Source organism: Salinarchaeum chitinilyticum (assembly GCF_055390775.1).
In genome coordinates this window covers 16,145-42,121 of sequence record NZ_AP043888.1, presented here as the reverse complement: position 1 = coordinate 42,121, position 25,977 = coordinate 16,145, and the positions used below count along the sequence as shown (strand labels likewise).

Sequence of the window (25,977 nt, the reverse complement as noted above, 5' to 3'; positions counted from 1 at the left end):
TCCGATCCGTCGGTGCAGGTCGATCGGGGGCGAACTGATTCGGCCGAGGTCGACGGCGCTCAGTCGTCGGCGGGGCCACCGACGCGCGTCTGCTCCCGGATCCGTCCGATCGCGTCGCCGACGTCGGCACCGGCGTCGGCCGCACGCTCGACGATCACGTCGGCCATCAGCGGCTCGGTCCCGACCGCCCCCGCGTACCAGATTCGCTGTCCATCGACGGTGGCGGGCGTCTCCCAGCCCTCCCGGTAGTCCTCGGTCAAGCCCATGTCCTCGGGGATGTCCTCCTGCGTGTGGTAGCCGTCGGCAACGAACAGCGGGACGACGACGACGTCCTCGCTCTCGAAGAAGTCGGTCACGTCGTCGACCTCCGGCTCCTCGTCCATGAACAGCGCCCGGACCTCGTCGAAGCGGCCGCGCTCCCGGATACGATCCGCGTGGTACTCGATCGCCCTGGCGGAGTGTTCGTTGCGGTTGGTTCCGTGGCCCACGACGGCCAGACCGAACCCGTCGCCGACGTCGGAATCGCCGGTCACCGACTCCGCACGGCGGACGATCACGTCGGACATCGCGTCGTGGGTACCGGCAGGGCCGGCGTAGTGAACTCGCTTCTCGACGTCGGCGGCTGTGTAGGTGGCGTGGCTCGCGCTGACGCCGTCGCCGGAGTCCCAGTCCGTGACGTCCCAGCCGTCGAGGCGGAGCTCGCGAGGGATCACTTCCTCGGTGAAGTACCCCTCACTGATGAACAGCGGAACGACGAACACCTCGTCCGCGGCGACGGTTCGAAGCGCCTCTCGGAAGTGTGGTTCCTCCTTCCAGAAGGCCTCTCGAACCTCGTCGAAGGCGCTGGTCTCGCGAATCGTGTCCGCGTGGGCGAACGTCGGCGCACTCGATTCGGGGTTGAGGTGCGAGCCGTGGGCGACGATCACGAGCGCCTGCATGGACGATTGGACGCGTTGGCGAGGTTTGAGCCCTTCGTCCGGCGACGGCCTTGTAGCGCCGACCCCGTCTCGACACCGTTCCGACCGGACGCCGTGTTGCACGCCCTGCAACAGTGTTTGCCGTTTGAAATGGGGAGCGCACGACAGTTCGACTGCTGCCCCCTGAACGATCGGCCCTCCATCACTTCCCGAACCAACCGCCAGCGAGGCGCTCCGGCGGATCGGTGCAGTTGCGCACGCGAGGTATAACCATTTATTGTCTCTCCGTCGCGGAGATACCCACAACAGTGAGAAACGCCCGGCACGTGGTCCTCGCGCTCGTCCTCCTCGCCGCGCTGGCGTTCGCGGGCTGTACGTTCACGTCACAGGACACGACCTATCCCGACGAACCGGCGGTTCGCGAGCAGCTCACAGAATTGCACACGCTCGAAGCCGACATCGTCACGGAGACGACCGTCGACGGCAACCAGACGACGATCCGCACCCACCTCGTCCGGAACTTCGACCAGCATCGCTACCGTTCGGCGGTGGTCGACGGCCCCTCCGCGGGGATAACCGTGGTGATGAACGAGTCGACGATGCAGTACTACACGCCCAGTTCCAACACTGTCCAGCGCATCGATCGCCCGTCGATCAACCAGAGCCCGATCGATCACACGGTCGAGACGGTGAGCTCGATTTTCGAACGGCTGGACGACGAGGCGAACGGGGACGCCGACGGGGCGATCGGGATCTCCCCTGCTCCGACGGTTCCGACGAAGAGCCCAGGCTCCGGCTCCGGTCAGCCCGCAGTCACGCTTCCGATCGGCGACAACGTCTCGGTGTCGAACGCCGGCACTGACACCGTGGACGGACGCGAGGTCCGCGTGGTCGAACTCCGATCGACCGACGAGAAGAGTCTGATCGAGAACGCGACCTACTACATCGATACGGAGTGGTACCTTCCCCTCAAGTCCACGGTCGCCATCCGGGTCGGCAACCAGACGACCGTCACGACAAGGACCTACACGAACGTCACGATCAACGGGGACGTCGACGCTGGAACGTTCGAGTTCGACGCTCCACCGACGGCGACCGTCGTCGAGGGACTCAACGGGAGCTTCCAACAGTTCGACAGTCGAGCGTCACTCGAGGAAGGCGTGGAACAGACGGTCCCCGACCCCTCGGTTCCGTCGGGCTACCAGTTCGAGAACGCGCAGGTCAATCCGGCCGTCGACGGCCAGTCCGTGACGATCGTCTACGCCGGGGAGTCAGATTCGATCACCGTCACCAAACGGTCGGGAACCGAGGTCAACCTGTCCGAGGAGGGAGAGCCCGTGGAGATTGGAGACGCAACTGGACGTCGGCTCGCCGTCGGGCCGAACCAGGCAATCGTCTGGATCTGCGACGACAACAGCTACTCGGTCGTGGGAGCGTCGGACGGCCCGCCGATCGAATCGGTCGCGAAATCCGTCGGCTGTGCGTGATCGGACGATTCGGGGAGAGGAGGAGTCGGTTGCCCACCAGAGCGGTCCGCGGACTCAGTCGGGGCGGTTGTAGAGCGAGTACGTGATGAGTGCCAGCCCGACGACCTGGAGCGTCCTGACGACGAGCGTGAGCGGATCCTGGAGTGACGCGTCGAGATAGCCTGCCCGGAGGAGCAGCGTTCCGACGAACGCGAGCGTGTAGGAGCCTGCCGTGAGGAGCAACAGGCCCGCCGAGAGCTGGCGCATCGACGCGCTATCGTGGCGTCGGAACCCCCTGTAGGCCTGATAGCCGACCACGAGGCCCAACGTCGTCGCGACGAGCGATGCGCCGAGGATCACCAGCTGGAGCGGCGTCATCCCGAACATTAGAGCCCCTCCCACATTCGTGTGAAGCGATCGGCGGGATCCTCCGATGCGGCCTCGCTTCGTTCGATCTCCAGTACCGGCGTCGCGTCCTCGAAGCGGACGCGGACCTCCTCCAGGCGGGAGGCGTAGACGCTCCGGTGGTGGCCCTCCGGATCGTACTCCATCTGCTCTTCGAGGAGATCGCAGTCGGTGAGTCGATCGATGCGCCTGTAGATCGTCGACCGGGACGCGTCACACCGGTCGCTGAGTTCGGTTGCTGACATGGGTTGGGCACTCGTTTCCCCCAGAATCGCCCGTGCGTACTCGTCGTCGAGGAGGGCGAGGATCTCCGACTCGTCACACTCCCCGGTCACGCTCTCCACTCGCGACCGGTGCAGTATAAAGGTCCTGTGACTGTCCCAGACTCCGCGACCGGCCGACCGTCGATTCGCTCCTCGTCCACTACCCCACCGATCGTGTCGGAAGGTTTTCGATCCGTCGCGCTCGATCGCAGTCGTATGTCGGTCGCAGCGGAGACCAGGCGTGCCGTCAGAGCGGAGCCGGCACTCTACGACGCGCTTCGTGCGGGAATCGTCAACTACAGCGCCACGGCGCGGTCGCTCGACGTCGACGGGGACGAGGAGTCGATCGCTACCGCACTCCGGCGGTTTGCCGACGAGCTCGAACCGGCCCAGACCGAGGATCGACGCGTGAGCGTCCGGCTGCACCGGAACGTGGCACTCGACGAGACTGGAGGCGGCGTCGACGTGGAGACGGGCGGAGAGACGACGGCGATCGAGGTGACCGGCGACGTGGACCAGTTCGCACTCGAAGCGATCCTCGGGCGGCTTCGAACCGCGGACATCGACGTACGCGCTGCGAGCCTGGCGAGCGAGACGCTCGTGGTCGCCGTCGAGGATCGATCCGGTGCCGACGCACTACGAGCAGCAGAGGCCACGCTGGAAACCGCCTGACGTGCCTCGCTCCACTCGGTCGCGGAGACCGGAGCGTTGAAACGCCGTCCCGCTGAACGGGCGGGTATGACCCTGCGGCTTCACGACACCCTCTCCGGGGAGACGACGGAGTTCGAGCCGGTCGGGGACACCGTCACCCTCTACCTCTGTGGCCTGACGACGTCGGACCCGGCGCACCTCGGCCACGCACGCGTCTGGCTGCACACAGACGTCCTGCACCGCTGGCTCGAGTACTCCGGCTACGACGTTCGGCACGTCGAGAACTTCACCGACGTGAACGAGAAAGTCCTCGCTCGCGTCGGCGAGGTCGGCGACAGCGAGGCGGACGTCGGTCGCCACTACGTCGGGGAGTTCCTCCGCGACATGCGCTCGCTCCGGCTCAAGCGCGCGACGGTCTATCCGCGCGTCACCGAACACGTCGACGAAGTGATCGCGATGGTCGAGACGCTGCTGGAGAAGGGGTACGCCTACGAGTCGGCGGGCTCCGTCTACTTCGACGTCACGAGCTTCGAGGACTACGGCAAGCTCTCTGGCCAGCAGATCGACGAACTGGAGGCACAGGGCCCCGAGGACGAACGAGCGGAGAAGCGTCACCCGTCAGACTTCGCGCTCTGGAAAGCAGACGGCGTGGAGCCTGGAGAGATCGTCGATCACCAGCACGAGGGCGCTGCGGATCCGGCCGAGGCCTGTGAAACGGCGGAGACCTGGGATTCGCCGTGGGGCGAGGGACGACCCGGCTGGCACATCGAGTGCTCGGCGATGTCGACGACCCACCTCGCGGACACGTTCGACGTCCACGTCGCTGGCGAGGACCTCGTCTTCCCCCACAACGAGAACGAGATCGCGCAGGCGGAGGCGGCGACCGGCCAGCGGTTCACAAACCACTGGCTGCACGTGGGGCTGCTCGAGACGGGTGAGGAGAAGATGTCCTCGAGTCTCGGTAACTTCTACACCGTCGAGGAAGCCATCGAGAAGTTCGGCGCCGACGTGGTCAGGACGTTCCTGCTCTCGGCGACGTACTCGGAGAAACAGACCTACTCCGAAGCAGCGCTCTCCGAAGCGGCCGAGCGGTTCGAGCGGATCGAACGGGGCTACGACCGGGCAGTCGACGTCGCGGACTCGCCCGACGCAGGGACCAAGGTCTGCGACGACCGCTTCCGAGACGCCGTCGAGGACGCGCGAGAAGCGTTCGAAGCCGCGATGGACGACGACCTGAACACCCGAGAGGCGCTCGCGGCGGTGCTGGAGCTGACCTCGGCGGTCCACGAGCATCTCGACGGTCACGACCAGGCGGACTTCGGTGGGCTCCGCTCCGCGATCGAGGCCTACGAAGACCTCGGTGGCGACGTGCTGGGGCTGGCCCTGGGAGACGGCCCGGGAAGCGACGTCCACCTGAGCGAAGACCTGGCCGAGCTCGTCTTGGAGCTCCGCGAGCGAGAACGCGAGGCCGGAAACTACGAACGGGCAGACGAGCTACGGGACGAACTGGAAGCGATCGGGGTCGAGGTGCAGGACACGGACGACGGGCCGACCTTCCGGTTGTAGCAGGTCGGATCGAATCGGAAGAATCGCGAAAACCGAGTGCGAAGGAGAGCTCTGTCGGTCAGACGGACACTCGGTTGATGTGCAGGTAGGTCTTCTTCGCGTTCTGCGGGCCCGTGTTGTCGTTACTGAGGTCGGTGCCGGTCAGTGCCTCGTCGAAGTAGACGTTCTGTCCGCCGTTGACGTCGCTCCCGTTCATCACGATCGCGCCGTAGACGGACGTCCCGCCACCCAGGTTCAGGTCGGATTCGGAGAAGATGACGCCGTAGAACCCACTGGAGGACCGCACCTCTGTCGTCTCGGTTTCGGAGGCAGTGTAGACGATGAGTCGATTGCCTGCACCGTTGGGGTTGGACCACTCTGGATCGCCAGTGGTTTCGAAGTTGCCGGTAACGTAGAGGTTCACCTGATTGTTGCCGATGACTTCCGCGTCGAGGTTCGGCGCTTCGACGTCGCCCTGGACGAGGAGGTTGATCTCTCCGCCGGTCGTGTCGAACGTGATCGACGGGCTGCCGCCGTAGGTGAGATCGCCCGTGACCCGGTAGTTGCCAGCGGTGACTTCGTCGTCGGCGTTGTTGCCACCGAGATCGATCGTCGGTGCCTCGGCGTACTTCGTCTGTGCGTCACTCACGCGCTCCGCGGGCTTGGGGATCGACGCGACCATGTCGTCGATCCGGTCGAGCTCGGTCAACAGCGGATCCGCGGCGTTCTCGGTGATCGACACACCACTCGCTTCGGGATTCGACCCGAGCGACACGGTTCCTCCAGCCAGGAACTCCGTCGAGCCGTCGTAACCCGCGGAGTTCCCGTTCCCGACGACGTTGCCGCCGACGTGAATCGTGCCGTCGTACTCCGCGTAGCTCTGCTGCTTGAGGTCACCGCCCGCGCGAACGACGGCGCTGTGTTCGAAGTTGACGCCGCCGTTGGCGATGATGACGTCGCCGCCGGCAACGATTCGCGAGTCGATCGGCGTCGACGTCTCGATCGTCACGTCGCCAGTGGCGTAGATGTCGCCGGAGACGTCGGTGCCACCATCAAAGGTGAAGTCGTCGTCGACGTAGAGGTTTCCGTCGACCTGCGCAGAGCCGCTCCCGTCGAACCCACCGGTCGAGACCACGTCCCCGCCAGCGAGTTCTTTGTATTGGCCGATACCGACGCTGCCCTGGTTGACTGCGGTTCTGGAATCGTAGCTGGAGACGCCGACGCCGCCACCGAGGCCGATACTACCGTCGACGGTGAAACTGTTCTCGACGGCAACCGGCTGCACGACCGGCAGCGTCGCGGTGACCGTGTTCGAGCTGGCGTCGAAGTCGACGAGGGCGTTCGTGCTCTCTTCGAAGTACGTCGCCCAGCCCTGCGCGTATTCGCTCTGAATCGTGATCCGCACCGTCTCGTTGTAGCCGCCACTGACGATGGACTCTCCGGACGAAGAGTCCTCGAACGCACTCCCGGCCACGAGATCGCCGGCGGTTCCGTCGACTGTCACCACGTCCATCGTGAGCGTCTGGTGTTGCTCCTCTGCGTCGTACTGGTAAGAAATCGGTGCTGCGAGACGATCGAGGGCTGGCCAGTGTCTTTACTGAACACTGCACCGCCTTCGAAGACGCGTTGGGAGCCGTCTTCCTGGTAGATGACCGTCCCGAGTTCCGTGTCCACGACCTCGTCGGATCCAACCTCGATCCGGATCGTCGAGTCCGACGAGACTTCGGTCGTGCCCGCGTCCGGCAGCGACAGCGACGTCGACTGGCCGTTCTGTACGGAATCGGCGTACTGTACCATCGCACTCTCTGCCTGGTCGACCTGCACGTCGCTCTGGACGGAGTCCAGCGCAACCGAGCCGACCGCAAACAGTGAAATTCCACCTGCCACCACGAGACCGATCAGTAGTACCACTCCAACAACTGGAGCAGCCCCCCTCTCTTCCATGCTACCATCTTCAGGAGTTAGAAACTAATATATTTAACCACAGATTCCAGAAGCCATACGAACTATGCTTACAACGAGCGTCATGGTATTATTGTTATAATAGGAACACCGATTAGAAATCCACCGGATACCCACAAATTACAAATTAACGGCCACCAATTTCATATATTAATTCCTGCCCGACGGCGAAGCCAGATGGTCGCCGTTCTTCCGTGCTAGAGTAAACCAATCTCCACCATATTTCGAATATAACGTTTTTTCAAAACAAATGTGTCGTTTACCCTCACGAACGAAACTCGCCGGGTTGCGAGCGAGACCACCATAGTCAATCGCCTCACGAAACATCCTCGACCTCGATCGTCGTTTCGGACAGGTGGAGGTAGTAGAACGGTGCGTCGCCGATCGTCTCGAAGAACTCGAAGTCGACCAGTTCGGGATCGATATCGAACTTGGTGTTCCCGATGTCGGCCGATTCGGCGACCAGCGCGCCGCTCGCGTTGTTGTTCCCTCTGAAGAGCAACACCTGGGAGTTCGGCGCGTACAGCAGTCCGTGGAAATCCGTATTTTGACCCTTGTGACCGACTTGGTCGACGTCCGAGTGAACGAAGACGCGAAGCTGTGAAGATTTGGCCGGGGTTCCGATGAACGCGTCACCGCCACCCTTCGAAACGAGGTTCTTCCTACTGTAGACCGTGACGTTGTTGTCGCCGGTGATCGTGACGCTGCCGTCAAAGACGGGATACTGATCGGACGCGATCTCGATGTCGCCAGCACTGGTATTGAACTCGATCGACCCACTCGAGAGGTTCCCGTCGTCGTAGTAGAGTCCGGGCTCGTCGATGACGCCGTCGTCGGGAAGGACGTTCCCACTCGATTTCGCCTCTTCCAGCTTCGCTTCGACCATCGGCGTCGCACTGGGAGCACTGTCAGAGTCGCCGAACTCGTCCGGGTCGTCGATGCCGTCGAAGTCTTCGGGGTTACCGTTCCCGTCACCGAGCATAACGCCGCCCTCGATACCGTCGAGTTCGAAGGGAACGCTGAACTGGATCTCGAGGACCCCTTTCTCGCCGTCGTCACAGTCCTCAGCCGCGGAGCCCTCCGTTCGACTCCGGAAGTACTCCTCCCAGCCCTCACAGTACTCGCTCTCGATCTGGATCAACACGCTGCCGTCCTGCAGCGGGTTGTAGTGATCGGGGCGATCGGGATAGAGGTCGTTCGAGCTGGTCTGTACCAGCGTTCCCGTGGTGTCGCCCGACGTCGAGAAATCGCTGTTTACAGTCACGATCGGGAACGTGATCGTCGGAGCCGGGGTCGCACGGTAGTGGAACTCCGGCGACCGGACGAGCGACGACGCTCCGCTCGGCCCCTTCCGCCAGACGCCACCGCCCTGATACGCGATCTCGGTGCCGTCGGATGCCTCGTAGACGATGGCACCGAGCGACCGCTCCATCGTCAGCAGTTGCTCGTCGTTCGTCCTGTTCGTCACTGTAATGCTCAACGTTCCCGTGTCACTGATCGCACGGACCGTCCCCGAGTCCGTCCCCATGATGTCGAATTCGGCGTGGTTGCTCTCGCCGGCAGCGATGACGTCACCCGATACCGCAAGCTGGGCCATCGACTGCTCGGCCTGTTCGTGCTCGGCTGAGGACTGCGTGGCGTCGGCGAGCGAGAGACCGACCAGAAACAGCGCCATCGAGGCCACGGCAGTGATCCCGACGAGCAACACGAGACCGAGTACTGGCGTCAGTCCCCGGGAGTTCATACGAATACGGATCGACCCACAGTGTCATATATCTATTATATAGTTGCAGATATATACCGAGATGGTTGATCGGAATTACCGACATAATCGCTGAAAATTACTTGATAATACATCGAATTGCGTGATAATTTCCAGCGCCGGCACCCGTTTTGGCCACAACGAATATGTAGGAAGCCTCAAATTCGCCGTTCTATCGAGGTCACAATTTTCCGCGAGGTCCGGAGTCCGTTCGCGCAGGGCGCCGATCGCGATCTCACCTGCCAACGGCGCCATCGCGTACGACAGTCGGTCTCCGGAACGCGGGGGAGGTGCGGGCAGAGGTTTTACCAGCGCCGTACCGTAGGAGCGAACTGAATGTCGGATCCACTCGCCTCGCTCGCCGAACTCGCCGACGCCGTCGAACGCAGGGTTGGCGACGGATCCCTCGACTCCGAACGCGCCGTCCAGCTCCGTGCGGTCGAACCGTTGCTCGAAATTCTCGGCTGGGACGTACGTGGCCCGGAGGTCGTCCCCGAAACGGACCTCTCCGGACAGACCGTCGAGTACCTCCTGCAGATCGAATCGCGACCGTCGGTGGCGGTACGAACTGTGTCACCGGGATCGATTCCGACGGACGACGTCCTCTCACGGTTCGAGGCAGCGCTCTCGGAGAGCCACGCTCCCAGGGGCGTGGTCACCGATGGACGAACGATCGTCCTGCTCCTCAAGGATAACGGCGAGATCCACCGCCGATCGCTCCCCTTCACGGCGCTCGCCAATCACGCCGACGCACTGGGCCGGTTCCACCGATCCGTCCTGGCGGAGACTGCTACTTCTTCTCGGGCGGATCGGCGACGGGCAGCACGACGGCTCGACGAAGAGCGTGCGGCGCTCGTCGACGCCGTGAGCGAGGAGCTCGTGTCGGTCACTGGCAAGGAGTTCGAAGCCGCGGTTCTCGAGGAGAGCACGCGAGCGATCGACGCGCTCCGCGAACGGCTCGGCCCGGACGACGAGTCGGCCGATTCCATCGAGCAGGAGCCGGCCGAGCCGAAAGAGTCGGTAGGACCGGAAGCGTCGGGTGAGCAAGTAGAGCAGTTAGAACGGGGAGAGCAGGGAGAGCAGAGAGAGCCCACTGGATCGGAAGAGCCGGAAAACGACGACGAGGATTCGACTCCGACGACCAGCGACCAGCTGGGTACATCTGCCGAACCAGACTCGACCCAGAAGTCCGTCGTCCGGGCAGACGGGAGCGAGTACGTGGTTCGGTTCTTCGGTGGCGCGAGCTCGGTTGGAGCCGTCGGCACGCAGTCACCGGGCGGCACGGTCGTCGGGGCAGTCCGGTATCTCCTCGAAAACCACGATCTCGGGGCAAGTCTCACCCTACCCTGGCAGCTCTCGAGTGGAACGACGGTGCTCGCGAAGAGCGCGGAATCCGCCGACTGGACGACGCTGGAGAACGCGGCTGGGGACGCGGTCGCAGTCCGGTCACTCGACGATCCGGCGCTCGCCAAGACGGCGATCGAGGAGCTTGCCGAGGCCACGGGGCTGCGCGTCATGTACCAGGGCGACTGGTAGCCGGCGTCGATCGTCGGTCGGCGATCGTACGGAGAGGGAGAAGAAAAGCGGGAGCGAGGAACTGTAGGAGAGACTGAAAGAGAGACGAAGCCGAAGCAGAAGACGCGAGAGAAGGAGCGGAAGAGGGATCGAAGAGGGAGCGAAGAGGGAGCGAACGAACACGCCGGGAGGAGATCGCCGAGGCTGTGGCACCCCAGCCGAGTTCAATCCGTCTCCGGAATCGCGATGGCGCCGACGACGAACGCGAGGATCGCGAAGGCCACGAGCACCCCCAGATCCAGCCACGGGTGGCCGCCGCCGTACATCGCGTCGCGTGCACCACGTGCGAAGTACGTCAGCGGCGAGAGGTTCACGACGGGCTGGAACCATCCCGGGAGCTGTGAGGGCGCGACGAAGGTGTTCGAGAGGAACAGTAGCGGCAGTCCGATGGTGTTACTCGCTGCCACTGCACCGTCCCGCGAATCGGTGACGCGGCCCAGGATCGTCCCGACGCCACAGAACGCGACGATGCCCGGAGCGACGAACAACGGGAGCGCCCAGAGCTCGCCGAGTGGCGCTCCGGTGAGCGCGACGACGAGGCCGAGGATCAGCGCCGCGGCGATCCCGACGATCGCGAGGTTGACGGCCACGTGGGCCGCGAGCCACTCCCAGCGACGGAGCGGCGTCGTCGCCAGTTTCTCGAATCGGTTGCCTTCCCGGTGCCGAGCGATCTCGCTGGACATCCGCGAGAGCGGCGTGAACAGGACGACGACCGCGACGTAGCCCGGCACGTAGTAGGCCGGCGACTCGGCGAACAGGCCGCCGCTGCCCGGATCGGTCCGGACCAGCGCGCCGAAGATCACGACGAGGATCGTCGGGAACAGGAAGGTGAAGAACACCGCCGTCCGCCGACGGAGGAAGGATCGCCAGGCGACACCGAACTCCGAGCGGAGCCGGCCGAACCGACTCACGCCTCCTCACCTCCGCTACGGAGCGCCGTTCCAGCGGATTCCCGAGAGCGTACGGCATCGACTGACACGTCGTCGCCAGCGATGGCGAGGTAGGCGTCTTCGAGCTCCGGACGGCGCCACTCCAGGCCGTCGTAAGAGACGCCCGCAGCGGACAGCGCACCGACGATCGATTCGATGGCTTCCGGACGAACGTCGGGCACGACGACGGAGCCGCCGTCCGCGGACTCGGCGTCGAAGCCGCGATCGCGGAGCACCGCCACTGCGGACTCGACGCGTTCGGATCCGTCGCCAGCCTCCGCCTCGTCGATCTCGACGATCACGCGCGGCGGGCCACCGTGCTCCTCGATCAGTTCCGAGGGCGTCCCGGTCGCTCGAATCCGTCCGTCGGCCAGCAGTGCGACGCGGTCGGCGATGCGTTCGGCCTCGTCCATGTCGTGGGTGGTGACGAGAATCGTCGCACCGCTCGCCGCGAGCGATCCGATCTGCTCGCGAACGGTCCGCCGGCCAGCGGGATCGATCCCCGTCGTCGGCTCGTCGAGGAGCAGTACTCGCGGGTCGTTCACCAGCGCGGAGCCCAGACAGACGCGACGCTGCTGGCCACCGGAGAGGTTTTCGTAGCGCGTCGCGGCGGCGTCGGCCACGCCGACCGAGTCGAGCAACGCGTCGGGATCGCGAGCGTCGTCGTAGAGCCCCGCGTAGTAGTGGAGTAGTTCCCGGGCAGTCAGTCGATCCGGCGGCGAAAACGACTGGGGAAGCACCCCGAGCTGGTCGCGGTTCACGGCTTCGGGTGCCGCGCCCAGGACCTCCACGGTTCCCGCGTCCGGCGTCACTGTGCCCGTGAGCGAGCGCACCAGCGTCGTCTTGCCCGCGCCGTTCGGACCGACGAGCGCCAGCACCTCGCCCGCTTCGACCGTCAGGGAGACGTCGTCGAGCGCGACGGTGTCGCCGTACGTCTTCCGGACGTCGTCGGCGACGAGCACCGAACTCATGGTCGTGCGTGGGCGTGGGACCGGGAAGGGCGTTCCGGGTTGGACGCGACCGAGTCGGGTGAGCCCAACCTGGCGATTCGAACCACCTCCTGCCCTCTTCCTCTCGCTGTGTAGGAGCCTGGCTCGACCAACAGCGCGGGCGGTCACTCGATCGACGATCCAGCGTCGACGGCTGGACTGCGATCGACGGCTACCCGGAGGACGACGATCCCGTCCGAACGACCGGCCGCCAGTAGAGCAACGCGACGGTCACGACGTAGAGCACCATCCCGCCCTCGTACGCGATCGGCGCGACGGCCGTCAGGAGCGTGCCGCTCGATGCCCCAACGGCACCGGTGACGACGGCCGCGACGAGCGGCATCGTACAGCTGACACAGGAGAAGAGCCCGACGAGCCCGACCGTCGCAAGGCTCGCAGCGTCGAGGAGCGTCGAGTACACGAGGTAGGTGAGCGCAGCGAAGCCGACGACGTACGGCGGCATGAGCGAGACGTGGATCAGCTCCCCGTTGTACAGAATGTGGGGCGACCAGCCCGGTGGCTGTGGGCCGTACATCACGAAGTCGAAGCCCAGCGCGGGCGTATTGCTCCCGAACGCCGCGCCCGGCGCAAACATGTTGCTCAGGAAACCAAGCGCGACGAAGTAACAGATCGCGAGGGCTCCGGCGACGTACTTGCGTCGGGTCGGCGCCGGCGGCGGATCCGTCCGAACGAGCGCCCACAGCCCAACGTTGATCCAGACGAACGGGAACAGGAGGAAGGCGAGGTCGGGCGATCTGCCGGTGATTGCCAGATAGGTGAGGACGAACAGCGCCTCGACGTTGACCAGCACGAGGCCCCAGACGACGGTGCTCCGCTGGGGGCGCGGAACGCGGAAATCGAGGTTCGAGGCGGCGTTGGACATGGGAGTGAAGCGTCGACGGTTAGAGTGCGATCGCGTCGAGCGCACCGGCGTTCAACACGACTGCGTCGACGATAATCGCGAGGAGGACCAGCCCCAGGTAGGCGTTCGAGGCGTGGAACGAACGCAGGGCGGCGGCCTCCGTCTGTTCGTGGTGGAGTCGGATCGCAGCCCAGAGGAAGGCCCCACCGGCGACGACGCTCGTCACGGCGAACACCGGCCCGAGCGAGGAGACCGTGCCCAGTACTGCCGCAGCGGCGAGGGTCGCACCGAGATACCAGAGCACGTGCCTGCGAGCGGTCGCCTCGCCACGGACGACGGGAAGCATCGGGAACCCACCGCGAGCGTAGTCCTCCTTGTAGGCAAGCGCGAGGTTGTAGAAGTGCGCCGGCGTCCAGAGGAAGATGACCCCGGCGAGCGCGAGTGCGGGGATCCCGATCTCGTTGGTGACGGCAGCCCAGCCGATGAGCGCGGGAAGCGCTCCGGCGCCACCGCCGATGACGGTGTTCTGAACCGTGTTGGGTTTGAGAACGACAGTGTAGATCACGCTGTAGTAGGCGATCGCGACCAGCCCGAGGACGGCGGCCAGTCGGTTGATCGCGAGGAACGCGGCGAGTGACGCGGCTGCCAGGGCCAGCCCGAAGAGGATCGCGTTCTCGACGGGGACGAGGTCGACGGCGAGGGGCCGATCTGCGGTTCGGTTCATGCGCCGGTCGACGTCCCGCTCGAGGACGTTGTTGAACGTGCCGCTCGCCCCGATCGCGAGCACGCCGCCGAGCATCGTCAGCCCGAACGATCGAGGCGAGACCGCGGGCCCGGCAGCGAGCGCCATGCCCGCGGCCGCGACGAGACAGAGGAGCCACATGAGGCGTGGCTTGGTCATCCTGAAGTACGCGAGCGCGACGAGCTTGGCCCGAGCGACGCCACCGTCGGGAACGTCGCGTGCGAGCGATTCGTCGGTCGCGGTAACTGGCTCGGGCGCCTCCATCGGTTCTCGATCTTCAGCACTCGCGGTCCTGGCGTCCAGCGACCACGCGAGCGCTACGAGCACGCTCGCGAAGATGGTGAGTCCGAGGCCGAGGTGGAGGGTGCCCAGCCATCCGGTCGCGCCGCCGGAGGTCGCAGCGAGCGCCCCCAGTCCGATCTGGACAGGGTACAACGCCAGCGCGACGGCGAGTGCGATGCGAACCCGGCGACGAGTCGAGCGCCGGAATGCGAAGACCGTGGCCGCGAGCACGAGGACGCCGACGACGAGTGCGGCGACGCGGTGGCCGATCGCGATCGCGAGCTGGGGCTTCTCGAGCGCGCCGAGTGCACCCTCACAGACGGGCCACGTCGTACACGTCGAGGCAGCTTCGGCGACGGCGTTGGTGGCGCCGAGAATCACGAGGAGGTAGGCACCGATCGCCGTCACGGCGAGCAGCGTCGTAAACGAGTGCGCGTCCTCGGCGTCGGGCTCGGCGGTCACGGGTACTGGTGAAACCTTCGCCTGCGCGTATTTAGTCCCCGCGCTTCGACCATACGTCGGCGGCCACCGAACCGCCACGCACCGGCGAGTGAACCCCCACAACTGCGGCGGCAGCGATCGGTCGACGGGACGAATCCTCGTCTCACATTCCCATGTCTTCAGCAGGATCCGGGACGGGCAGTTCGCGTGGCTGGACGCCGAGTAGCTCCGCCGCGTGATCGAGCGCCATGTCGAAGCCGTAGTACCGCTCGAGCTCGTCGCCGTTCGTCGTCGGTCGTACTTTGAGCATCGCGTACCCCTCCAGATTCTGCGCGATCGCGGCTGTCGTGCCGTCCCGATCGAACGAGAGGATCCGCTCGCTGTCGGTCTCCCGGTAGCTCGCCGTGATTCCCGATTCCGTCACGGAGGCATCGGTCATTGGGTCAACTCCGCGGGGCGGTCCCTCGTAGCTGTCGGTTTCGGCGGATCGGTCCGGCGTCACCGTCGATATAGTCGCAGTCACGGACCGCAAGAATCCTGTCGCCACCGCTCGGAGTACGGGCATGACCAAGTGGCTCCAGAGCGGGCTCCGCCGCGACGTCTGCATCGTGCTCGCGGGAGAGAGCGACCTTCACGGCCAGCAGCTCAAATCGCGGATCGCGGAGCATTACGACGAGCGGATCGAGCCCTCGACGTTCTACGGCGCGCTGGAATCGCTCGTCGACACCGGCCACGTCGCCGTCCACGAGGAGGGGATTCACGACGCGTACGCACTGACCGACGCTGGCCGGTCGATGGTCGAAAACCAGTTCGAGTGGATGCGCGACCACCTCGAAGCGTGATCGGTCGCTACCGGCGCCAGACGCAGGTCACTCCATCACGCGCTCGCCGATCGTGTTGCGGAGGACCTCGCTCGTCCCCTCGTAAATCTCGTTGAGCTTCGCGTCGCGGTAGAACCGCTCGGCGGGGAAGTCCTTCACGTAGCCGTAGCCGCCGTGGATCTGGATCCCCTCGTTGGCGACCTCCCGTGAGATCTCGGAGGCGTAGAGTTTGGCCTGCGCGGCCTCCTTCACGTAGCTCTCGCCGCGTATCTTCCGGTCAGCGGCCCGGTGCATCAGGAGCTTCGCGGCCTGGACCTTGGTGTCCATGTCCGCGATCTTGTGTTTGATCGCCTGGAACTCGCCGATGGGCTGATCGAACTGCTCGCGTTCGGTGGCGTACTCGCTCGCGGCGTCGAGTGCGGCACGGGCGATGCCGACTCCGCGGGCCGCAATCGTGATCCGTCCGCCGTTGAGCGTCTTGAGCGCCTGGACGAACCCCTCGCCCTCCTCGCCGAGCTGTCGGTCCTCGGGGATCCGAAGGTCGTCGAAGCGCAGCTCCGCGGTCGGACAGCCCTTGTCGCCGAGCTTGTCCTCCGTCCCCTCGACGTGGAACCCCTCGTCCTCGTCCGGGCGGACGACGAAGGAGGAAATTCCCTTATTACCAGCCTCCGGATCCGTCTTCGCGAAGACGACGACGGTGTCCGCGACGGAGCCGTTCGAAATCCAGAGCTTTCCACCGTTCAGCACGTACTCCCCGGCGTCCCCGTCGCCGGTCCCACCCGCCTCGTACTTGGCCTCCGTCTCCATCGCCGGAACGTCGCTCCCAGCACCGGGTTCGGAGAGTGCGAACGCACCGATGTCGCTTCCCTCCGCGAGCGGCGTCAGGAACTCCTGCTTCTGCTCCTCGTTGCCGAACTCGTAGAGCATGTTCCCGGCCAGCGAGACGTGTGCGGCGACGATCGTCCCCAGCCCGCCGCTGCCCCGTGAGATCTCCTCGAGCGCGATGGCGTAGGAGTGGTAGTCGAGTCCGGAGCCGCCGTACTCCTCCGGGAACGGCGCACCCATGATCCCCAGCTCACCGATCTGCTCGACGAGATCGGCGGGGAACTCGTCGGTCTCGTCGATTTCGGCGGCCTGCGGAACGACCTCCTCGTCGACGAACTCCGCGACGGCGTCCCGGATCTGACGTTGCTCCTGGCTGAGACTGAAGTCCATAGTCTCCCTTGCACGGAGGGGGCCTTCAGTGTCTGCCCCGCGGAGAGCTACTGTACCAGGAACTGGCGAAGCGCTACCGTGCCTGGAGCCGCGGAGATACCGTCAGTCCTCGCTCACGAGGCGCTCCTTCGCCCGCTTCGACAGCGATTTGATCTCGTGTTCCCGGGAGAGCGCGTCGGAGCGGGACGCACACTCCTCGACGTGAACGAGTTCGACGGGCGTGCGACTCCGCGTGTACTTCGCGCCCTCGCCGTCGTCGTGCTCGGCCACGCGTCGCTCCGGATCCGTCGTATAGCCGGTGTAGAGGCTATCGTCCGCACAGCGAAGCACGTAGACGTAGTGTCCGGCCACACCAGCAGAGAGGGGCTCTGGAGAAGGAAACTTTCGATTCGATCGCCATGCGCCGATTGCGTCCAGGTTCAGCAACGATTCGATCGGGCTCCGTCGAACGCAGAGGTCACCGTGCCGATGCGATCGCTCGCGCGATCAGTCCTGCCTGCGCGCCCGCGACGAACCCCGCGTCGACGTTCACGACCGAGAGCACGGTGCAGGACTGGAGCATCCCCACGATCGCGGCCTCTCCCTCGCCCCCGAAGCCGTACCCGCTGGAGACGGGCAGCCCGATCACCGGAACGTCGACGAGTCCCGCGACGACCGTGGGCAACGCACCCTCCCGACCCGCGGCCACGATCAGCACGTCCGCCTCGCGAAGCCGCTCGACGCGGTCGATCACGCGGGCGATCCCCGCGACGCCCACGTCCTCCACGCGATCGACGCGAGCGCCCATCTCGCCAGCGATCGTGGCGGCCTCGCCCGCTGCTTCCGCGTCCGACGTCCCGCCGGTCACGATGCCGACGGTCGCGTCGACGCGTGGCGGCTCGAAATCGGGGGCGTGCGCGACGACGGTCCGTGCTCGCTCGTCCCAGCGGATCGTCGCCTCGGGTGCGGACTCGTCGAGCGCTTTCACGACCGCGTTCGCCGCGTCAGGATCCGCCCGCGTGACGATCGCTCGCCCGGTCGTCGCCACCGCCGTTTCGGCGAGTTCGGCGATCTCGGCGATCGTCTTCCCGTCCGAGAGGATCGCCTCCGGGACGCCCCGGCGGCGCTCGCGCGCTGCGTCGAACCGCCCGGCGTCGACGGACGCGTAGCCGGCGAGCTCGGCCTCGGCTTCGGCAGGTGAGAGATCGCCCGCGGCGACCGCATCCAGAATATCGCGCATGGACGGACCGTGGTCCCCGGGGGCTAAGTGCGGTTCGCTCCCGGAGCCCCGGTACACGATACGTCGCGGCTGTCGCGACGATCCACGGGATCACAGAACTGCAGCATCACAGAGCTGCGGTATCTCGGAACTGCAGAATCTCAGAGCCGCTCGACGAGCGTGGTTGCCGTCGTCGAGCCGACTCCCTCGACGTCCTCGAGTTCGTCCCTGGAGGCCTCCCGGATGGACTCGATGCTGCCGAAGCGTGCGAGCAGCGCATCCCGCGTCGTCGGCCCCACCCCATCGATCTCGTCGAGGGCAGTAGAGATGTCGTCGCGAACCGTCTGGTGGTACTGGACCGCGAACCGGTGGGCCTCGTCCCGGACGCGCTGGCAGAGCCGGAGCGCCTCCTCGGGCACGTCGATCCGGCCGTCGGGGCCCAGGATTCGATCGCCGCTGGCGTCGCGGTCGCCGATCTCACCTTTGGCGATCGCGACGAGCGGGACGTCCCAGCCGACAGCCTCGATCGCGCTCCGGGCAGCTTCGAGCTGATCGGTCCCGCCGTCGATTAGCAAGAGGTCGGGGTCGGGGCGGTCGTCCCGTCCCTCGACCGCGCGTGCGGCGCGCCAGCGGAGCAGTTCGTGCATGCTGCCCGGATCGTCGTTGCCCTCGGGGAGCTTCTTCCGACGGTAGCCGTCGGTGCGCTCCGCGCCGTCGACGGCGAGGACGTTGCTACCGACGGTCGCCTTTCCCCCGGCGTGGCTCACGTCGAACCCCTCGACCCGCTCGGCGGAATCGAGTCCCAGCGCGTCCGCCAGCGCGAGACAGGGGTCTCGACCGGGTCCTGCGCGCCGAACGTTCTTCAGCGCGAGATCGACGAGTCGGGCTTCACGTCCTGCCCCTGGCACCCGGACGTCGACGTCGCGATCCTCAAGCCAGGCGCGGACCTCCGCGTCGGCGGGCTCTTCCGGGAGCAGGAGGACGTTCGGCAGTCTGCGGTCGGCGTAGTACTGCGGAATGAACGCGGCGAGCAGCGATGCTGGGTCCTCCCGTGCAGACTCCGGGACTGCGAGCGGCGGACGATGACGGTCGACGAGCTTGCCACCCTCGCTTTCGAGCACTGCAACGGTCGGCTCTCGACCCTCGACGGCAGCCCCGAGCACGTGCGTGCGGACGCCTCGATCACCCTCCTGGCTGCCAGCTGCCGAGACGACGTCCTCGCCGGCACCGTGGAACGCCTCGACGGTCTCGAGCCGATCACGGAACGACGCCGCGCGCTCGAACGCCTGCTCCTGTGCGGCTGCACCCATCCGCTGGCGGAGTGGATCGGCGAGCGCGCCCGTCTCGCCCTCGAAGAACCGCTTCGCTGCGAGCACGTCCTCGGCGTAGGCTTCGGGAGAAATCTCGCCGGTGCACGGCGCGGAGCAGAGGCCGATCTCGTAGTCGAGACACGGACGATCGCGACCGCTGTACTTGTGATCGGAGCAGCCGCGGAGCCCGTACAGCTCCCGGATCGCCTTGACGATCGTCTCGAGCTCGCCGCGATCTGTGAACGGCCCGTAGACGGTCGCGCCCTCGTCCGGATCGCGCGTGATCTCGATCCGCGGTACCTCGTGGTCCGTGAACTGGACCAGCGGGTAGGATTTGTCGTCGGTCAGCCGGACGTTGTACCGCGGCTGGTGGCGCTTGATCAGGTTCGCCTCGAGGAGCAGCGCCTGGGTTTCGGTGTCGGTGACCGCGACTTCGACGGTATCGGCGTTCTCGACCATGCGCGCAATCCGCGTGCCGCGAGGGTCGGCGTAGGAGCGGACGCGATCCCGGAGGTCGACGGCCTTCCCGACGTAGAGCACGCGCTCGGTCCCGGTGCGGCGAACGCCCGCATCTCCATCTGTATCTGCATCTCCATTTCCATCTGCATCGACGCCTTCTGCCGAATCCACGCCGGAAGTCCGATCGTCAGCGTCAGCGCTCGCCTCCTGCTCGGTCGCGCGGAACTGGTAGACGCCGGGCTCCCTGGGGAGATCGTTTGCCAGCTCGCGGACCGCGGTGGCGTCCATCGGAGAGCGCTACGCCGTCTGGCGTTGATGTGGGTTTCCCTGTGGATTCGGGAATCGGCGAGGGATTCGAGGAGCCAATGGAGCCAACGCGGAGACTACGAAGCGGGCGACGCCTCGTCGACAGGCACGTCGATCGCGCCGTCGAGTGCTGCGAGCGTCGCGTCGTCGATCCCGTAGGAGAGGAGCACGTCGTCCTCGCCCGCGACCTCGATCGCGAGACGATCCTGGCGAGTCGCGAGCTGCACGGCGATGAGCCCGATGCCGACGACTGCGAGGACTGCACCGAGCGCGATCAGTGCCAGATCGAGCGCGTAGAACAGGTCGAGCATCGAGTCGACGGAATCGACCACGCCCATCCCCTCCGCCCCGGACAGATCGGGTCGGGGAAACAGCGCAGCCGGGTCGACGACGAGCCCGGCGAGCACGAGCAACGCGCCACCGACGCCGAGTTTCGTCGCGGTCGGGAGGAGGTCGTACGGCGAGACGGCACGCTGCTCTACCCCCAGCACGTTCGGGCGATCGATCGCGCGGTAGCGGGGACCGTCTCCCCCGGGCGTGAAAACGAGGATCCGGTGACTGGTCACGACGATCGTGCCCGCGCCGACGTCGACGGAGGAGTCGACGGTCTCGCCGTCGAAGAGGAGTTCGTCGACGCGCTCGCTCCAGTCGGCCATCGATCCGGGTTCTCGGGCCCATCCAAATAGCGTTGTGGGCCGGGAACGCGTGGCCGGCGTATCGTCGTGACGGACCGCCCCAACAGTTAACATCGGAATTGCGTACGTGAGACTGTGCAGTACGAGAATCCGGTCCTCCCCGGAATGCACCCGGATCCCACGATCTGCCGCGTCGGGGAGACGTTCTACCTCGCGACGAGCTCGTCCGAGTACTTTCCCGGTATCCCGATCTACCGCAGCCGGAATCTCGTCGACTGGGAGCCGGTCGGCCACGCGCTGACCCGGGACAGCCAGGTAGATCTCCAGGACGCCGAGTCGTCCGGCGGCATCTTCGCACCGACGCTCAGGCACCACGACGGCACGTTCTATCTCGCGTCCACCAACGTCAGCGATCGTGGCAACTTCGTCGTCACCGCTAGTGACCCAGCTGGACCGTGGTCGGATCCGATCTGGATCGACGCACCCGGTATCGATCCTGACCTTTTCTGGGACGCCGGTGGCGGTGACGGTGGCGCTGGCACCGGCACTGGCGCGGCGGAGAGCGATGCGACGTGCTATTTCACGTACTTCACTGGCGACGCCGAACGCGGCATCGAGCAGGCCACGTTCGATCCCGAGACTGGTGATCTGGGCGATCCCCGGACGATCTGGTCCGGGCTCGAAGATCCCTACGCCGAAGCGCCGCACCTCTACGAGCGCGACGGCACGTACTACCTCGTGGTCGCCGAGGGCGGGACGCACACGGGGCATATGGTCGTCGTCGCACGCGCAGACGACCCGACTGGGCCCTTCGAGCCCTATCCCGAGAATCCCGTGCTCACCCAGCGCGACGACGCACGCAAGGAGATCAAGGCAACCGGACACGCCGATCTGGTCAGCGATCCGGCGGGAAACTGGTGGCTGGTCTGTCTCGGTATCCGACAGATCGGCGAGTTCCCGGGGGCGCATCACCTCGGTCGCGAGACGTTCCTCTATCCGGTGGAGTGGGAGGACGGATGGCCCGTCGTCGGGTGCAGCGATCCGAGTACCCCGATCGTCGACGCGCCGCTGCCTGCCGAGCGCGAGGAATTGACCACCAGTATCGCGCGGACGGAGACGGCGTTCGCTGACGAGCTCGGCGTCGAGTGGAACTTCCGAGGGAATCCCGATCGCGACCGCACCGAAACGGGCGAGGACGGACTCGTCCTTCGAGGCGGACCGGAGCGACTGACGGAGCGGGGAGCGACGTTCGTCGGTCGACGGCAGACTGCGTTCGGCTGCCGCGCGAGCGCGGCGTTGGCGTTCGACCCTGACCCCGGCGAGGAAGCGGGGCTCGTCGTCCTGCGAGACGAGGACCACTACTACCAGATCGGCGTCACGCGCGAGGACGGGATGCGCTCGGCGTTTGCCAGACTCCGCATCGGGGATGCGAAGCAAACTGTGGGCCGACGCCCGGTCGGCGAGTCCGCCACCCTCGAAATTCGGGCCGGCGAGGACTCGCGAGCAGACTACCAGCTGCTGGTCGACGGCGAGCGGCTGGGAACAGCGAGCGCGCGCTACGTCTCGACGGAAGTCGCCAGCGGATTCACCGGCGCCTATCTCGGGCTCTACGCTACGGGCGCTGGCGAGGCGAGTGAGACGCCCGCGCGCTTCGAACGCTTCGAGTACGAGTCCACGAACGGCACCTAATCTCCGCGATCGGAAGGAACGGGACGCCACATTCATTGGAAATCTCCCCCTCGATCCAGCTATGAGCGACGAGCAGGTTCGCTGTTGGCTGGTCGAACGCGATTACTGGGACGAGGACGTCGTCACGCTCGTCTACGCGACGCCCGACGGCGAGCGGTTTCACCAGCGGCAGCTCGCCGCGAACCTCGTCGTCAGCCTGGAGATCACCGCGGCGAAGACGTTCGATCGCGACGATCTGGAGCCGACGCCGGCGGCCGACCGGGAACGCTACGCGGCCGAGGCCGAACGGATCGCCGAGTCTCACGATCCCGACGACCCGATCTGATCGCGATCTCGCTGTAGCCTCCGCGGTCGAACCCCACCAAACCAGTTCGGGACGCCGCTTACCGGATCCGGCCGCGAACTGACGCCGATGGCACACGTTGACGCAGACGAACACGTGATCGACGCGGCCGGCGCCGTCGACGAACTGGTCGGGGGGACGCCGCTGCTCCGCCTGGACTCGATCGCCGCCGACGTCTTCGGCAAGGTCGAGGCCGCGAACCCCTACTCCGTCAAGGACCGGATCGCACGGGCGATCGTCGACGACGCCGAGGACGCGGGCGAGCTCCCGCCGGGCGGCACGATCGTCGAGGCCACCAGCGGGAACACCGGGATCGGCCTCGCGTCGATCGCCGCCGCACGTGGGTACGACTGCGTTCTCACGATGCCGGCCTCGATGTCGACGGAGCGACGACGGCTCCTCGCCGCGCTCGGCGCGGAGCTGGAGCTGACGCCCGCCGAGGACGGCATGGGTGGCGCGAAGGAGCGCGCTCGTGAGATCGTAGGGAACCGCGACGACGCGATCCTCGCACGGCAGTTCGAGCACCCGGCGAACCCCCGGATCCACCGCGAGACCACTGGCCCGGAAATCTGGGAAGCGACGGGTGGCGAGGTCGACGCCGTCGTCGCGGGCGTCGGCACCGGCGGGACGATCACCGGCGTGACCCGCCACCTTCGAGAGGACCGCGGCGCCGACGTCACGGCAGTCGGCGTCGAGCCCGCCGCCTCACCGACGCTCAGCGAGCAGTCCGACGCCAGTCACGACCTCCAGGGCATCGGTCCCGGCTTCGTTCCCGAGATCCTCGATCTCGATCTCCTCGACGACGTGATCGCGGTCGAGGATCGGGCCGCGAAGGAAGCGGCGCGACGCATCGGCCGGAACGAGGGGCTACTCGTCGGGGTTTCCGCGGGCGCGGCCGCCGCGGCGGCAGCCGAGTACGCGCGCGAGAATCCGACGGAGACGATCGTCGCCGTGTTGCCCGACGGTGGCGAACGGTACCTCTCGACGGATCTCTTCCCCGAACCGTAGCATCGCTGGCGGATCGCCGTCGAAATCGATGGCGAGGTGGCAAGAGCTGCCCGTCAGTCGAGGTCGTCCAGGCGATCCTCGAACGCCTCGCCGGTGAGCTCGGGAACGTCGTTCTCCTCGGCATCCTCCCGTTTCCGCGTGCCCGGATTCTCCCCGACGACGAGGAAGTCCGTGTTCGAGGAGACGCTCGACGTGACCGACCCACCCTGTCGCTCGATCCGCTCGGTCGCGTCCGAGCGGGTCAACGTCGGCAGCGAGCCCGTGAACACGATCGTCTCCCCGTCGAAGGCGTCGCCGGCGTCCTCGGTGGCCGGGGGCTGGGGATCCACGTGCTCGAGGAGATCGTCGAGTACGCGCTTGTTCGCGTCCGCGTCGAAGAAGTCCCGGATGCGCTCGGCGACGACCGGCCCGACGTCGTCGACGGCCTGGAGCTCTTCGATGCTCGCCGTGCGGAGCGATTCAACGCTCCCGAACTCGCGGGCGAGCGTCCGGGCGGTCGTTCCACCGACCTCCGGAATGCCGAGTCCCGTAACGAAATCGGCGAGCGCCGGCTCGCGGGCGTCGTCGATGGCCGCGACGAGCTTCTCGGCAGCGCGTTCGCCGAATCCCTCGAGCGAGGCGAGCTCATCGGCGTCCAGCTCGTAGAGATCCGCGAGCGTCTCGAGGAGCCCCTCGTCGACGAGCAGGTCCACGGTCTCCTCACCGAGCCCTTCGATGTCCAGTGCGCCACGGCTCGCGTAGTGTTCGATGCCGCGGCGGCGCTGGGCCGGACAGTCGAGCCCCGCCGGACAGCGGGCGATCGGCCCGTCGCGTTCGAGTGCCGTCCCGCAGACCGGACAGGTTTCGGGGTACTCGAAGTGGCCGTCGCCGTCGTCGCCGTCCAGGACTTCGACGACCTGCGGGATCACGTCGCCAGCGCGCTCGATCCGGACCCGATCGCCGACGCCGACGCCGAGGTCGGCGATCTGGTCGGGATTGTGGAGGCTCGCCCTGGAGACCGTGACGCCGCCGACGTCGACGGGATCCATGAGCGCGACCGGCGTCGCGCGGCCGGTTCTGCCGATCTGGAGGACGATGTCGCGGATCGTCGTCTTCTCGGTTCGTGGTGGGAACTTGTAGGCGAACGCCCAGCGAGGATGGCGACTCGTCGAGCCGAGCGTCCGCTGTGCCTCGCGGTCGTCGACCTTGATCACCGCGCCGTCGACCTCGAAGTCGAGGGCGTCCCGGTCGGCGACGAGTCGGTCCCGGTAGTCGATCGCCTCGCCGATGGACGCTGCGCGCTCGACGCGGTCGCTGACGGGCAGCCCGAGCTCCGGAAACGCCTCGTGCTCGGCCCAGCGCGACGGCCAGGGATCGGACGTATCGAGGACCTCGAACGCGACGAAGGCCAGCGGCCGCTCCGCGACGATCGAGGGGTCCTGCTGTCGGATCGTCCCGGCCGTAGCGTTTCGGGGGTTCGCGAAGGGCTCGTCGCCGCGCTCGACGAGCTCGCGGTTGTAGGCCTGGAACCCGTCGCGGGGCATGTACAGCTCGCCGCGGACTGCGAGCTCCGCGGGCGGATCCCCCGAGAGGCGCTGCGGGATCGTCGGAATCGTGCGAGCGTTGCTCGTGACGTCGTCGCCTTCCGTGCCGTCGCCGCGAGTGACTACCCGCTGGAGCACGCCGTCGTCGTAGACGACCTCCAGGGAGACGCCGTCGAACTTCGGCTCGCAGACGTAGTCGACGTCACCCACTTCCCGGCGGACGCGATCGTTGAAGCTCCGGACCTCGGCTTCCTCGCCGCTCTGGTCGATCGACAGCATCGGCGCGACGTGCTCGACGGTCGGAAACTCGTCGACGGGTTCGCCGCCGACGCGGTTCGTCGGGCTGTCCTCGGCGTCGAGGTCGAACGCGTCTTCGAGTGCCTCGAGTCGGTGAAAGAGCTCGTCGTAAGCGCTGTCGGCGATCAGGGGATCGTTCTCGACGTAGTAGCGCCGATCGTGCTCCCGGATCGCTTCGCGCAGGAGCGCGGCCTGCTCGCGAGCGTCCGCCGGCGAAAGGGATTCAACGGACTCGAACTCGGTCGGCGGCTCCTCGAGATACGGATTCTCCGCGTCGGCCATTGACGTGGCATTGCCGCGCGACCCCCGATAAACCCTCGCGATTCGGCACCGGACGCGTTCGATTACCGTGGTTCGTTTCTCGTGGTTCGTTTCCCGTACA

Annotated in this window: 25 protein-coding genes; 8 read left to right on the top strand and 17 right to left on the bottom strand. The window is 66.3% G+C overall.

Annotated features, from left to right (window positions below; translation table 11 throughout):
• Positions 1-59: 59 nt before the first annotated feature.
• A complete protein-coding gene (locus tag ACZ5KP_RS00205; protein ID WP_460918827.1) occupies positions 60-938 on the bottom strand; it encodes a CbiX/SirB N-terminal domain-containing protein in 879 nt (292 codons plus the stop codon).
• A gap of 287 nt (positions 939-1,225) precedes the next feature.
• On the opposite strand from ACZ5KP_RS00205, the gene ACZ5KP_RS00200 reads away from it, so the two are divergent.
• Entirely contained in the window at positions 1,226-2,404 is a 1,179-nt protein-coding gene (locus tag ACZ5KP_RS00200) for a LolA family protein (protein WP_460918826.1), read from the top strand.
• Between the two features lie 54 nt (positions 2,405-2,458).
• On the opposite strand, the gene ACZ5KP_RS00195 is transcribed toward ACZ5KP_RS00200, so the two are convergent.
• Together ACZ5KP_RS00195 and ACZ5KP_RS00190 are read right to left on the bottom strand one after the other, a co-directional pair.
• Complete coding sequence (locus ACZ5KP_RS00195; protein ID WP_460918825.1) at positions 2,459-2,770, bottom strand: DUF7521 family protein; 312 nt, start codon at positions 2,768-2,770, stop codon at positions 2,459-2,461.
• Entirely contained in the window at positions 2,770-3,123 is a 354-nt protein-coding gene (locus ACZ5KP_RS00190) for a helix-turn-helix domain-containing protein (RefSeq protein ID WP_460918824.1), read from the bottom strand. Before ACZ5KP_RS00190 ends, ACZ5KP_RS00195 begins: the two co-directional genes overlap by 1 nt.
• 144 nt (positions 3,124-3,267) lie before the next feature.
• On the opposite strand from ACZ5KP_RS00190, the gene ACZ5KP_RS00185 reads away from it, so the two are divergent.
• Both ACZ5KP_RS00185 and cysS read left to right on the top strand, forming a co-directional pair.
• Positions 3,268-3,723 carry a DUF7523 family protein gene (locus ACZ5KP_RS00185; protein ID WP_460918823.1) on the top strand — a complete coding sequence of 152 codons (456 nt, stop codon included), beginning with the start codon at positions 3,268-3,270 and terminating at the stop codon, positions 3,721-3,723.
• A 66-nt stretch (positions 3,724-3,789) separates the two neighbouring features.
• Positions 3,790-5,268, top strand: coding sequence for a cysteine--tRNA ligase (cysS, locus tag ACZ5KP_RS00180; RefSeq protein WP_460918822.1), 1,479 nt, complete (start codon positions 3,790-3,792; stop codon positions 5,266-5,268).
• Positions 5,269-5,326: 58 nt separating this feature from the next.
• Here the strand turns inward: cysS and ACZ5KP_RS00175 are convergent, their stop codons facing one another.
• The 3 genes from ACZ5KP_RS00175 to ACZ5KP_RS00165 all read right to left on the bottom strand — a co-directional run bounded on the left by ACZ5KP_RS00175 (position 5,327) and on the right by ACZ5KP_RS00165 (position 8,953).
• Positions 5,327-6,760 (bottom strand): DUF7305 domain-containing protein, encoded by a 1,434-nt coding sequence (locus ACZ5KP_RS00175; protein ID WP_460918821.1) that lies wholly within the window; start codon positions 6,758-6,760, stop codon positions 5,327-5,329.
• Positions 6,748-7,191: a DUF7289 family protein gene (locus tag ACZ5KP_RS00170; protein ID WP_460918820.1), complete on the bottom strand. Its 444-nt coding sequence runs from the start codon at positions 7,189-7,191 to the stop codon at positions 6,748-6,750. Before ACZ5KP_RS00170 ends, ACZ5KP_RS00175 begins: the two co-directional genes overlap by 13 nt.
• A gap of 334 nt (positions 7,192-7,525) precedes the next feature.
• The gene (locus ACZ5KP_RS00165; RefSeq protein WP_460918819.1) at positions 7,526-8,953 is read right to left on the bottom strand and encodes a DUF7289 family protein; all 1,428 of its coding nucleotides are present in this window, start codon (positions 8,951-8,953) and stop codon (positions 7,526-7,528) included.
• 354 nt (positions 8,954-9,307) lie between these two features.
• Between ACZ5KP_RS00165 and ACZ5KP_RS00160 the strand changes: the two genes are divergently transcribed.
• Positions 9,308-10,507 carry a hypothetical protein gene (locus tag ACZ5KP_RS00160; RefSeq protein ID WP_460918818.1) on the top strand — a complete coding sequence of 400 codons (1,200 nt, stop codon included), beginning with the start codon at positions 9,308-9,310 and terminating at the stop codon, positions 10,505-10,507.
• A 203-nt stretch (positions 10,508-10,710) separates the two neighbouring features.
• Here ACZ5KP_RS00160 and ACZ5KP_RS00155 read toward each other — a convergent pair whose 3' ends face one another.
• The 5 genes from ACZ5KP_RS00155 to ACZ5KP_RS00135 form a co-directional block, all read right to left on the bottom strand.
• Complete coding sequence (locus ACZ5KP_RS00155) at positions 10,711-11,457, bottom strand: ABC transporter permease (RefSeq protein WP_460918817.1); 747 nt, start codon at positions 11,455-11,457, stop codon at positions 10,711-10,713.
• Positions 11,454-12,446, bottom strand: coding sequence for an ABC transporter ATP-binding protein (locus ACZ5KP_RS00150; RefSeq protein ID WP_460918816.1), 993 nt, complete (start codon positions 12,444-12,446; stop codon positions 11,454-11,456). Before ACZ5KP_RS00150 ends, ACZ5KP_RS00155 begins: the two co-directional genes overlap by 4 nt.
• Before the next feature lie 190 nt (positions 12,447-12,636).
• Positions 12,637-13,347 carry a DUF7546 family protein gene (locus ACZ5KP_RS00145; RefSeq protein WP_460918815.1) on the bottom strand — a complete coding sequence of 237 codons (711 nt, stop codon included), beginning with the start codon at positions 13,345-13,347 and terminating at the stop codon, positions 12,637-12,639.
• A 19-nt stretch (positions 13,348-13,366) separates the two neighbouring features.
• Positions 13,367-14,812, bottom strand: a complete 1,446-nt coding sequence (locus tag ACZ5KP_RS00140; protein WP_460918814.1) for a heme o synthase — start codon at positions 14,810-14,812, stop codon at positions 13,367-13,369.
• Between the two features lie 142 nt (positions 14,813-14,954).
• On the bottom strand, positions 14,955-15,230 hold the full coding sequence (locus ACZ5KP_RS00135) for a DUF7111 family protein (RefSeq protein WP_460918813.1): 276 nt from the start codon (positions 15,228-15,230) through the stop codon (positions 14,955-14,957).
• A 124-nt stretch (positions 15,231-15,354) separates the two neighbouring features.
• Between ACZ5KP_RS00135 and ACZ5KP_RS00130 the strand changes: the two genes are divergently transcribed.
• Complete coding sequence (locus ACZ5KP_RS00130; RefSeq protein WP_460918812.1) at positions 15,355-15,633, top strand: PadR family transcriptional regulator; 279 nt, start codon at positions 15,355-15,357, stop codon at positions 15,631-15,633.
• 27 nt (positions 15,634-15,660) lie between these two features.
• Here the strand turns inward: ACZ5KP_RS00130 and ACZ5KP_RS00125 are convergent, their stop codons facing one another.
• The 5 genes from ACZ5KP_RS00125 to ACZ5KP_RS00105 all read right to left on the bottom strand — a co-directional run bounded on the left by ACZ5KP_RS00125 (position 15,661) and on the right by ACZ5KP_RS00105 (position 20,756).
• Positions 15,661-16,827, bottom strand: coding sequence for an acyl-CoA dehydrogenase family protein (locus tag ACZ5KP_RS00125; protein ID WP_460918811.1), 1,167 nt, complete (start codon positions 16,825-16,827; stop codon positions 15,661-15,663).
• A gap of 102 nt (positions 16,828-16,929) precedes the next feature.
• Positions 16,930-17,178 carry a GIY-YIG nuclease family protein gene (locus tag ACZ5KP_RS00120; RefSeq protein WP_460918810.1) on the bottom strand — a complete coding sequence of 83 codons (249 nt, stop codon included), beginning with the start codon at positions 17,176-17,178 and terminating at the stop codon, positions 16,930-16,932.
• Positions 17,179-17,284: 106 nt separating this feature from the next.
• The gene (gene larB / locus ACZ5KP_RS00115; RefSeq protein WP_460918809.1) at positions 17,285-18,046 is read right to left on the bottom strand and encodes a nickel pincer cofactor biosynthesis protein LarB; all 762 of its coding nucleotides are present in this window, start codon (positions 18,044-18,046) and stop codon (positions 17,285-17,287) included.
• Positions 18,047-18,186: 140 nt separating this feature from the next.
• Positions 18,187-20,082 carry an excinuclease ABC subunit C gene (locus tag ACZ5KP_RS00110; protein WP_460918808.1) on the bottom strand — a complete coding sequence of 632 codons (1,896 nt, stop codon included), beginning with the start codon at positions 20,080-20,082 and terminating at the stop codon, positions 18,187-18,189.
• Positions 20,083-20,177: 95 nt separating this feature from the next.
• Positions 20,178-20,756 (bottom strand): hypothetical protein, encoded by a 579-nt coding sequence (locus ACZ5KP_RS00105; RefSeq protein WP_460918807.1) that lies wholly within the window; start codon positions 20,754-20,756, stop codon positions 20,178-20,180.
• Positions 20,757-20,870: 114 nt separating this feature from the next.
• Between ACZ5KP_RS00105 and ACZ5KP_RS00100 the strand changes: the two genes are divergently transcribed.
• From ACZ5KP_RS00100 to cysK, 3 genes are all read left to right on the top strand, one after another.
• The gene (locus tag ACZ5KP_RS00100; RefSeq protein WP_460918806.1) at positions 20,871-22,424 is read left to right on the top strand and encodes a glycoside hydrolase family 43 protein; all 1,554 of its coding nucleotides are present in this window, start codon (positions 20,871-20,873) and stop codon (positions 22,422-22,424) included.
• A 61-nt stretch (positions 22,425-22,485) separates the two neighbouring features.
• Positions 22,486-22,749 carry a DUF7967 family protein gene (locus tag ACZ5KP_RS00095; protein ID WP_460918805.1) on the top strand — a complete coding sequence of 88 codons (264 nt, stop codon included), beginning with the start codon at positions 22,486-22,488 and terminating at the stop codon, positions 22,747-22,749.
• A gap of 87 nt (positions 22,750-22,836) precedes the next feature.
• The gene (gene cysK / locus ACZ5KP_RS00090) at positions 22,837-23,775 is read left to right on the top strand and encodes a cysteine synthase A (protein ID WP_460918804.1); all 939 of its coding nucleotides are present in this window, start codon (positions 22,837-22,839) and stop codon (positions 23,773-23,775) included.
• Between the two features lie 53 nt (positions 23,776-23,828).
• Here the strand turns inward: cysK and ligA are convergent, their stop codons facing one another.
• Positions 23,829-25,877, bottom strand: a complete 2,049-nt coding sequence (gene ligA, locus ACZ5KP_RS00085; RefSeq protein WP_460918803.1) for an NAD-dependent DNA ligase LigA — start codon at positions 25,875-25,877, stop codon at positions 23,829-23,831.
• Positions 25,878-25,977 lie beyond the last annotated feature (100 nt).

Coding starts and splice junctions, on each gene's coding strand:
- ACZ5KP_RS00205 (WP_460918827.1), bottom strand. CDS start 938: ATGCAGGCGCTCGTGATCGTCGCCCACGGCTCGCACCTCAACCCCGAA.
- ACZ5KP_RS00195 (WP_460918825.1), bottom strand. CDS start 2,770: ATGTTCGGGATGACGCCGCTCCAGCTGGTGATCCTCGGCGCATCGCTC.
- ACZ5KP_RS00185 (WP_460918823.1), top strand. CDS start 3,268: ATGTCGGTCGCAGCGGAGACCAGGCGTGCCGTCAGAGCGGAGCCGGCA.
- cysS (WP_460918822.1), top strand. CDS start 3,790: ATGACCCTGCGGCTTCACGACACCCTCTCCGGGGAGACGACGGAGTTC.
- ACZ5KP_RS00175 (WP_460918821.1), bottom strand. CDS start 6,760: ATGGACGTGGTGACAGTCGACGGAACCGCCGGCGATCTCGTGGCCGGG.
- ACZ5KP_RS00170 (WP_460918820.1), bottom strand. CDS start 7,191: ATGGAAGAGAGGGGGGCTGCTCCAGTTGTTGGAGTGGTACTACTGATC.
- ACZ5KP_RS00165 (WP_460918819.1), bottom strand. CDS start 8,953: ATGAACTCCCGGGGACTGACGCCAGTACTCGGTCTCGTGTTGCTCGTC.
- ACZ5KP_RS00160 (WP_460918818.1), top strand. CDS start 9,308: ATGTCGGATCCACTCGCCTCGCTCGCCGAACTCGCCGACGCCGTCGAA.
- ACZ5KP_RS00150 (WP_460918816.1), bottom strand. CDS start 12,446: ATGAGTTCGGTGCTCGTCGCCGACGACGTCCGGAAGACGTACGGCGAC.
- ACZ5KP_RS00145 (WP_460918815.1), bottom strand. CDS start 13,347: ATGTCCAACGCCGCCTCGAACCTCGATTTCCGCGTTCCGCGCCCCCAG.
- ACZ5KP_RS00135 (WP_460918813.1), bottom strand. CDS start 15,230: ATGACCGATGCCTCCGTGACGGAATCGGGAATCACGGCGAGCTACCGG.
- ACZ5KP_RS00130 (WP_460918812.1), top strand. CDS start 15,355: ATGACCAAGTGGCTCCAGAGCGGGCTCCGCCGCGACGTCTGCATCGTG.
- ACZ5KP_RS00125 (WP_460918811.1), bottom strand. CDS start 16,827: ATGGACTTCAGTCTCAGCCAGGAGCAACGTCAGATCCGGGACGCCGTC.
- larB (WP_460918809.1), bottom strand. CDS start 18,046: ATGCGCGATATTCTGGATGCGGTCGCCGCGGGCGATCTCTCACCTGCC.
- ACZ5KP_RS00110 (WP_460918808.1), bottom strand. CDS start 20,082: ATGGACGCCACCGCGGTCCGCGAGCTGGCAAACGATCTCCCCAGGGAG.
- ACZ5KP_RS00105 (WP_460918807.1), bottom strand. CDS start 20,756: ATGGCCGACTGGAGCGAGCGCGTCGACGAACTCCTCTTCGACGGCGAG.
- ACZ5KP_RS00095 (WP_460918805.1), top strand. CDS start 22,486: ATGAGCGACGAGCAGGTTCGCTGTTGGCTGGTCGAACGCGATTACTGG.
- cysK (WP_460918804.1), top strand. CDS start 22,837: ATGGCACACGTTGACGCAGACGAACACGTGATCGACGCGGCCGGCGCC.
- ligA (WP_460918803.1), bottom strand. CDS start 25,877: ATGGCCGACGCGGAGAATCCGTATCTCGAGGAGCCGCCGACCGAGTTC.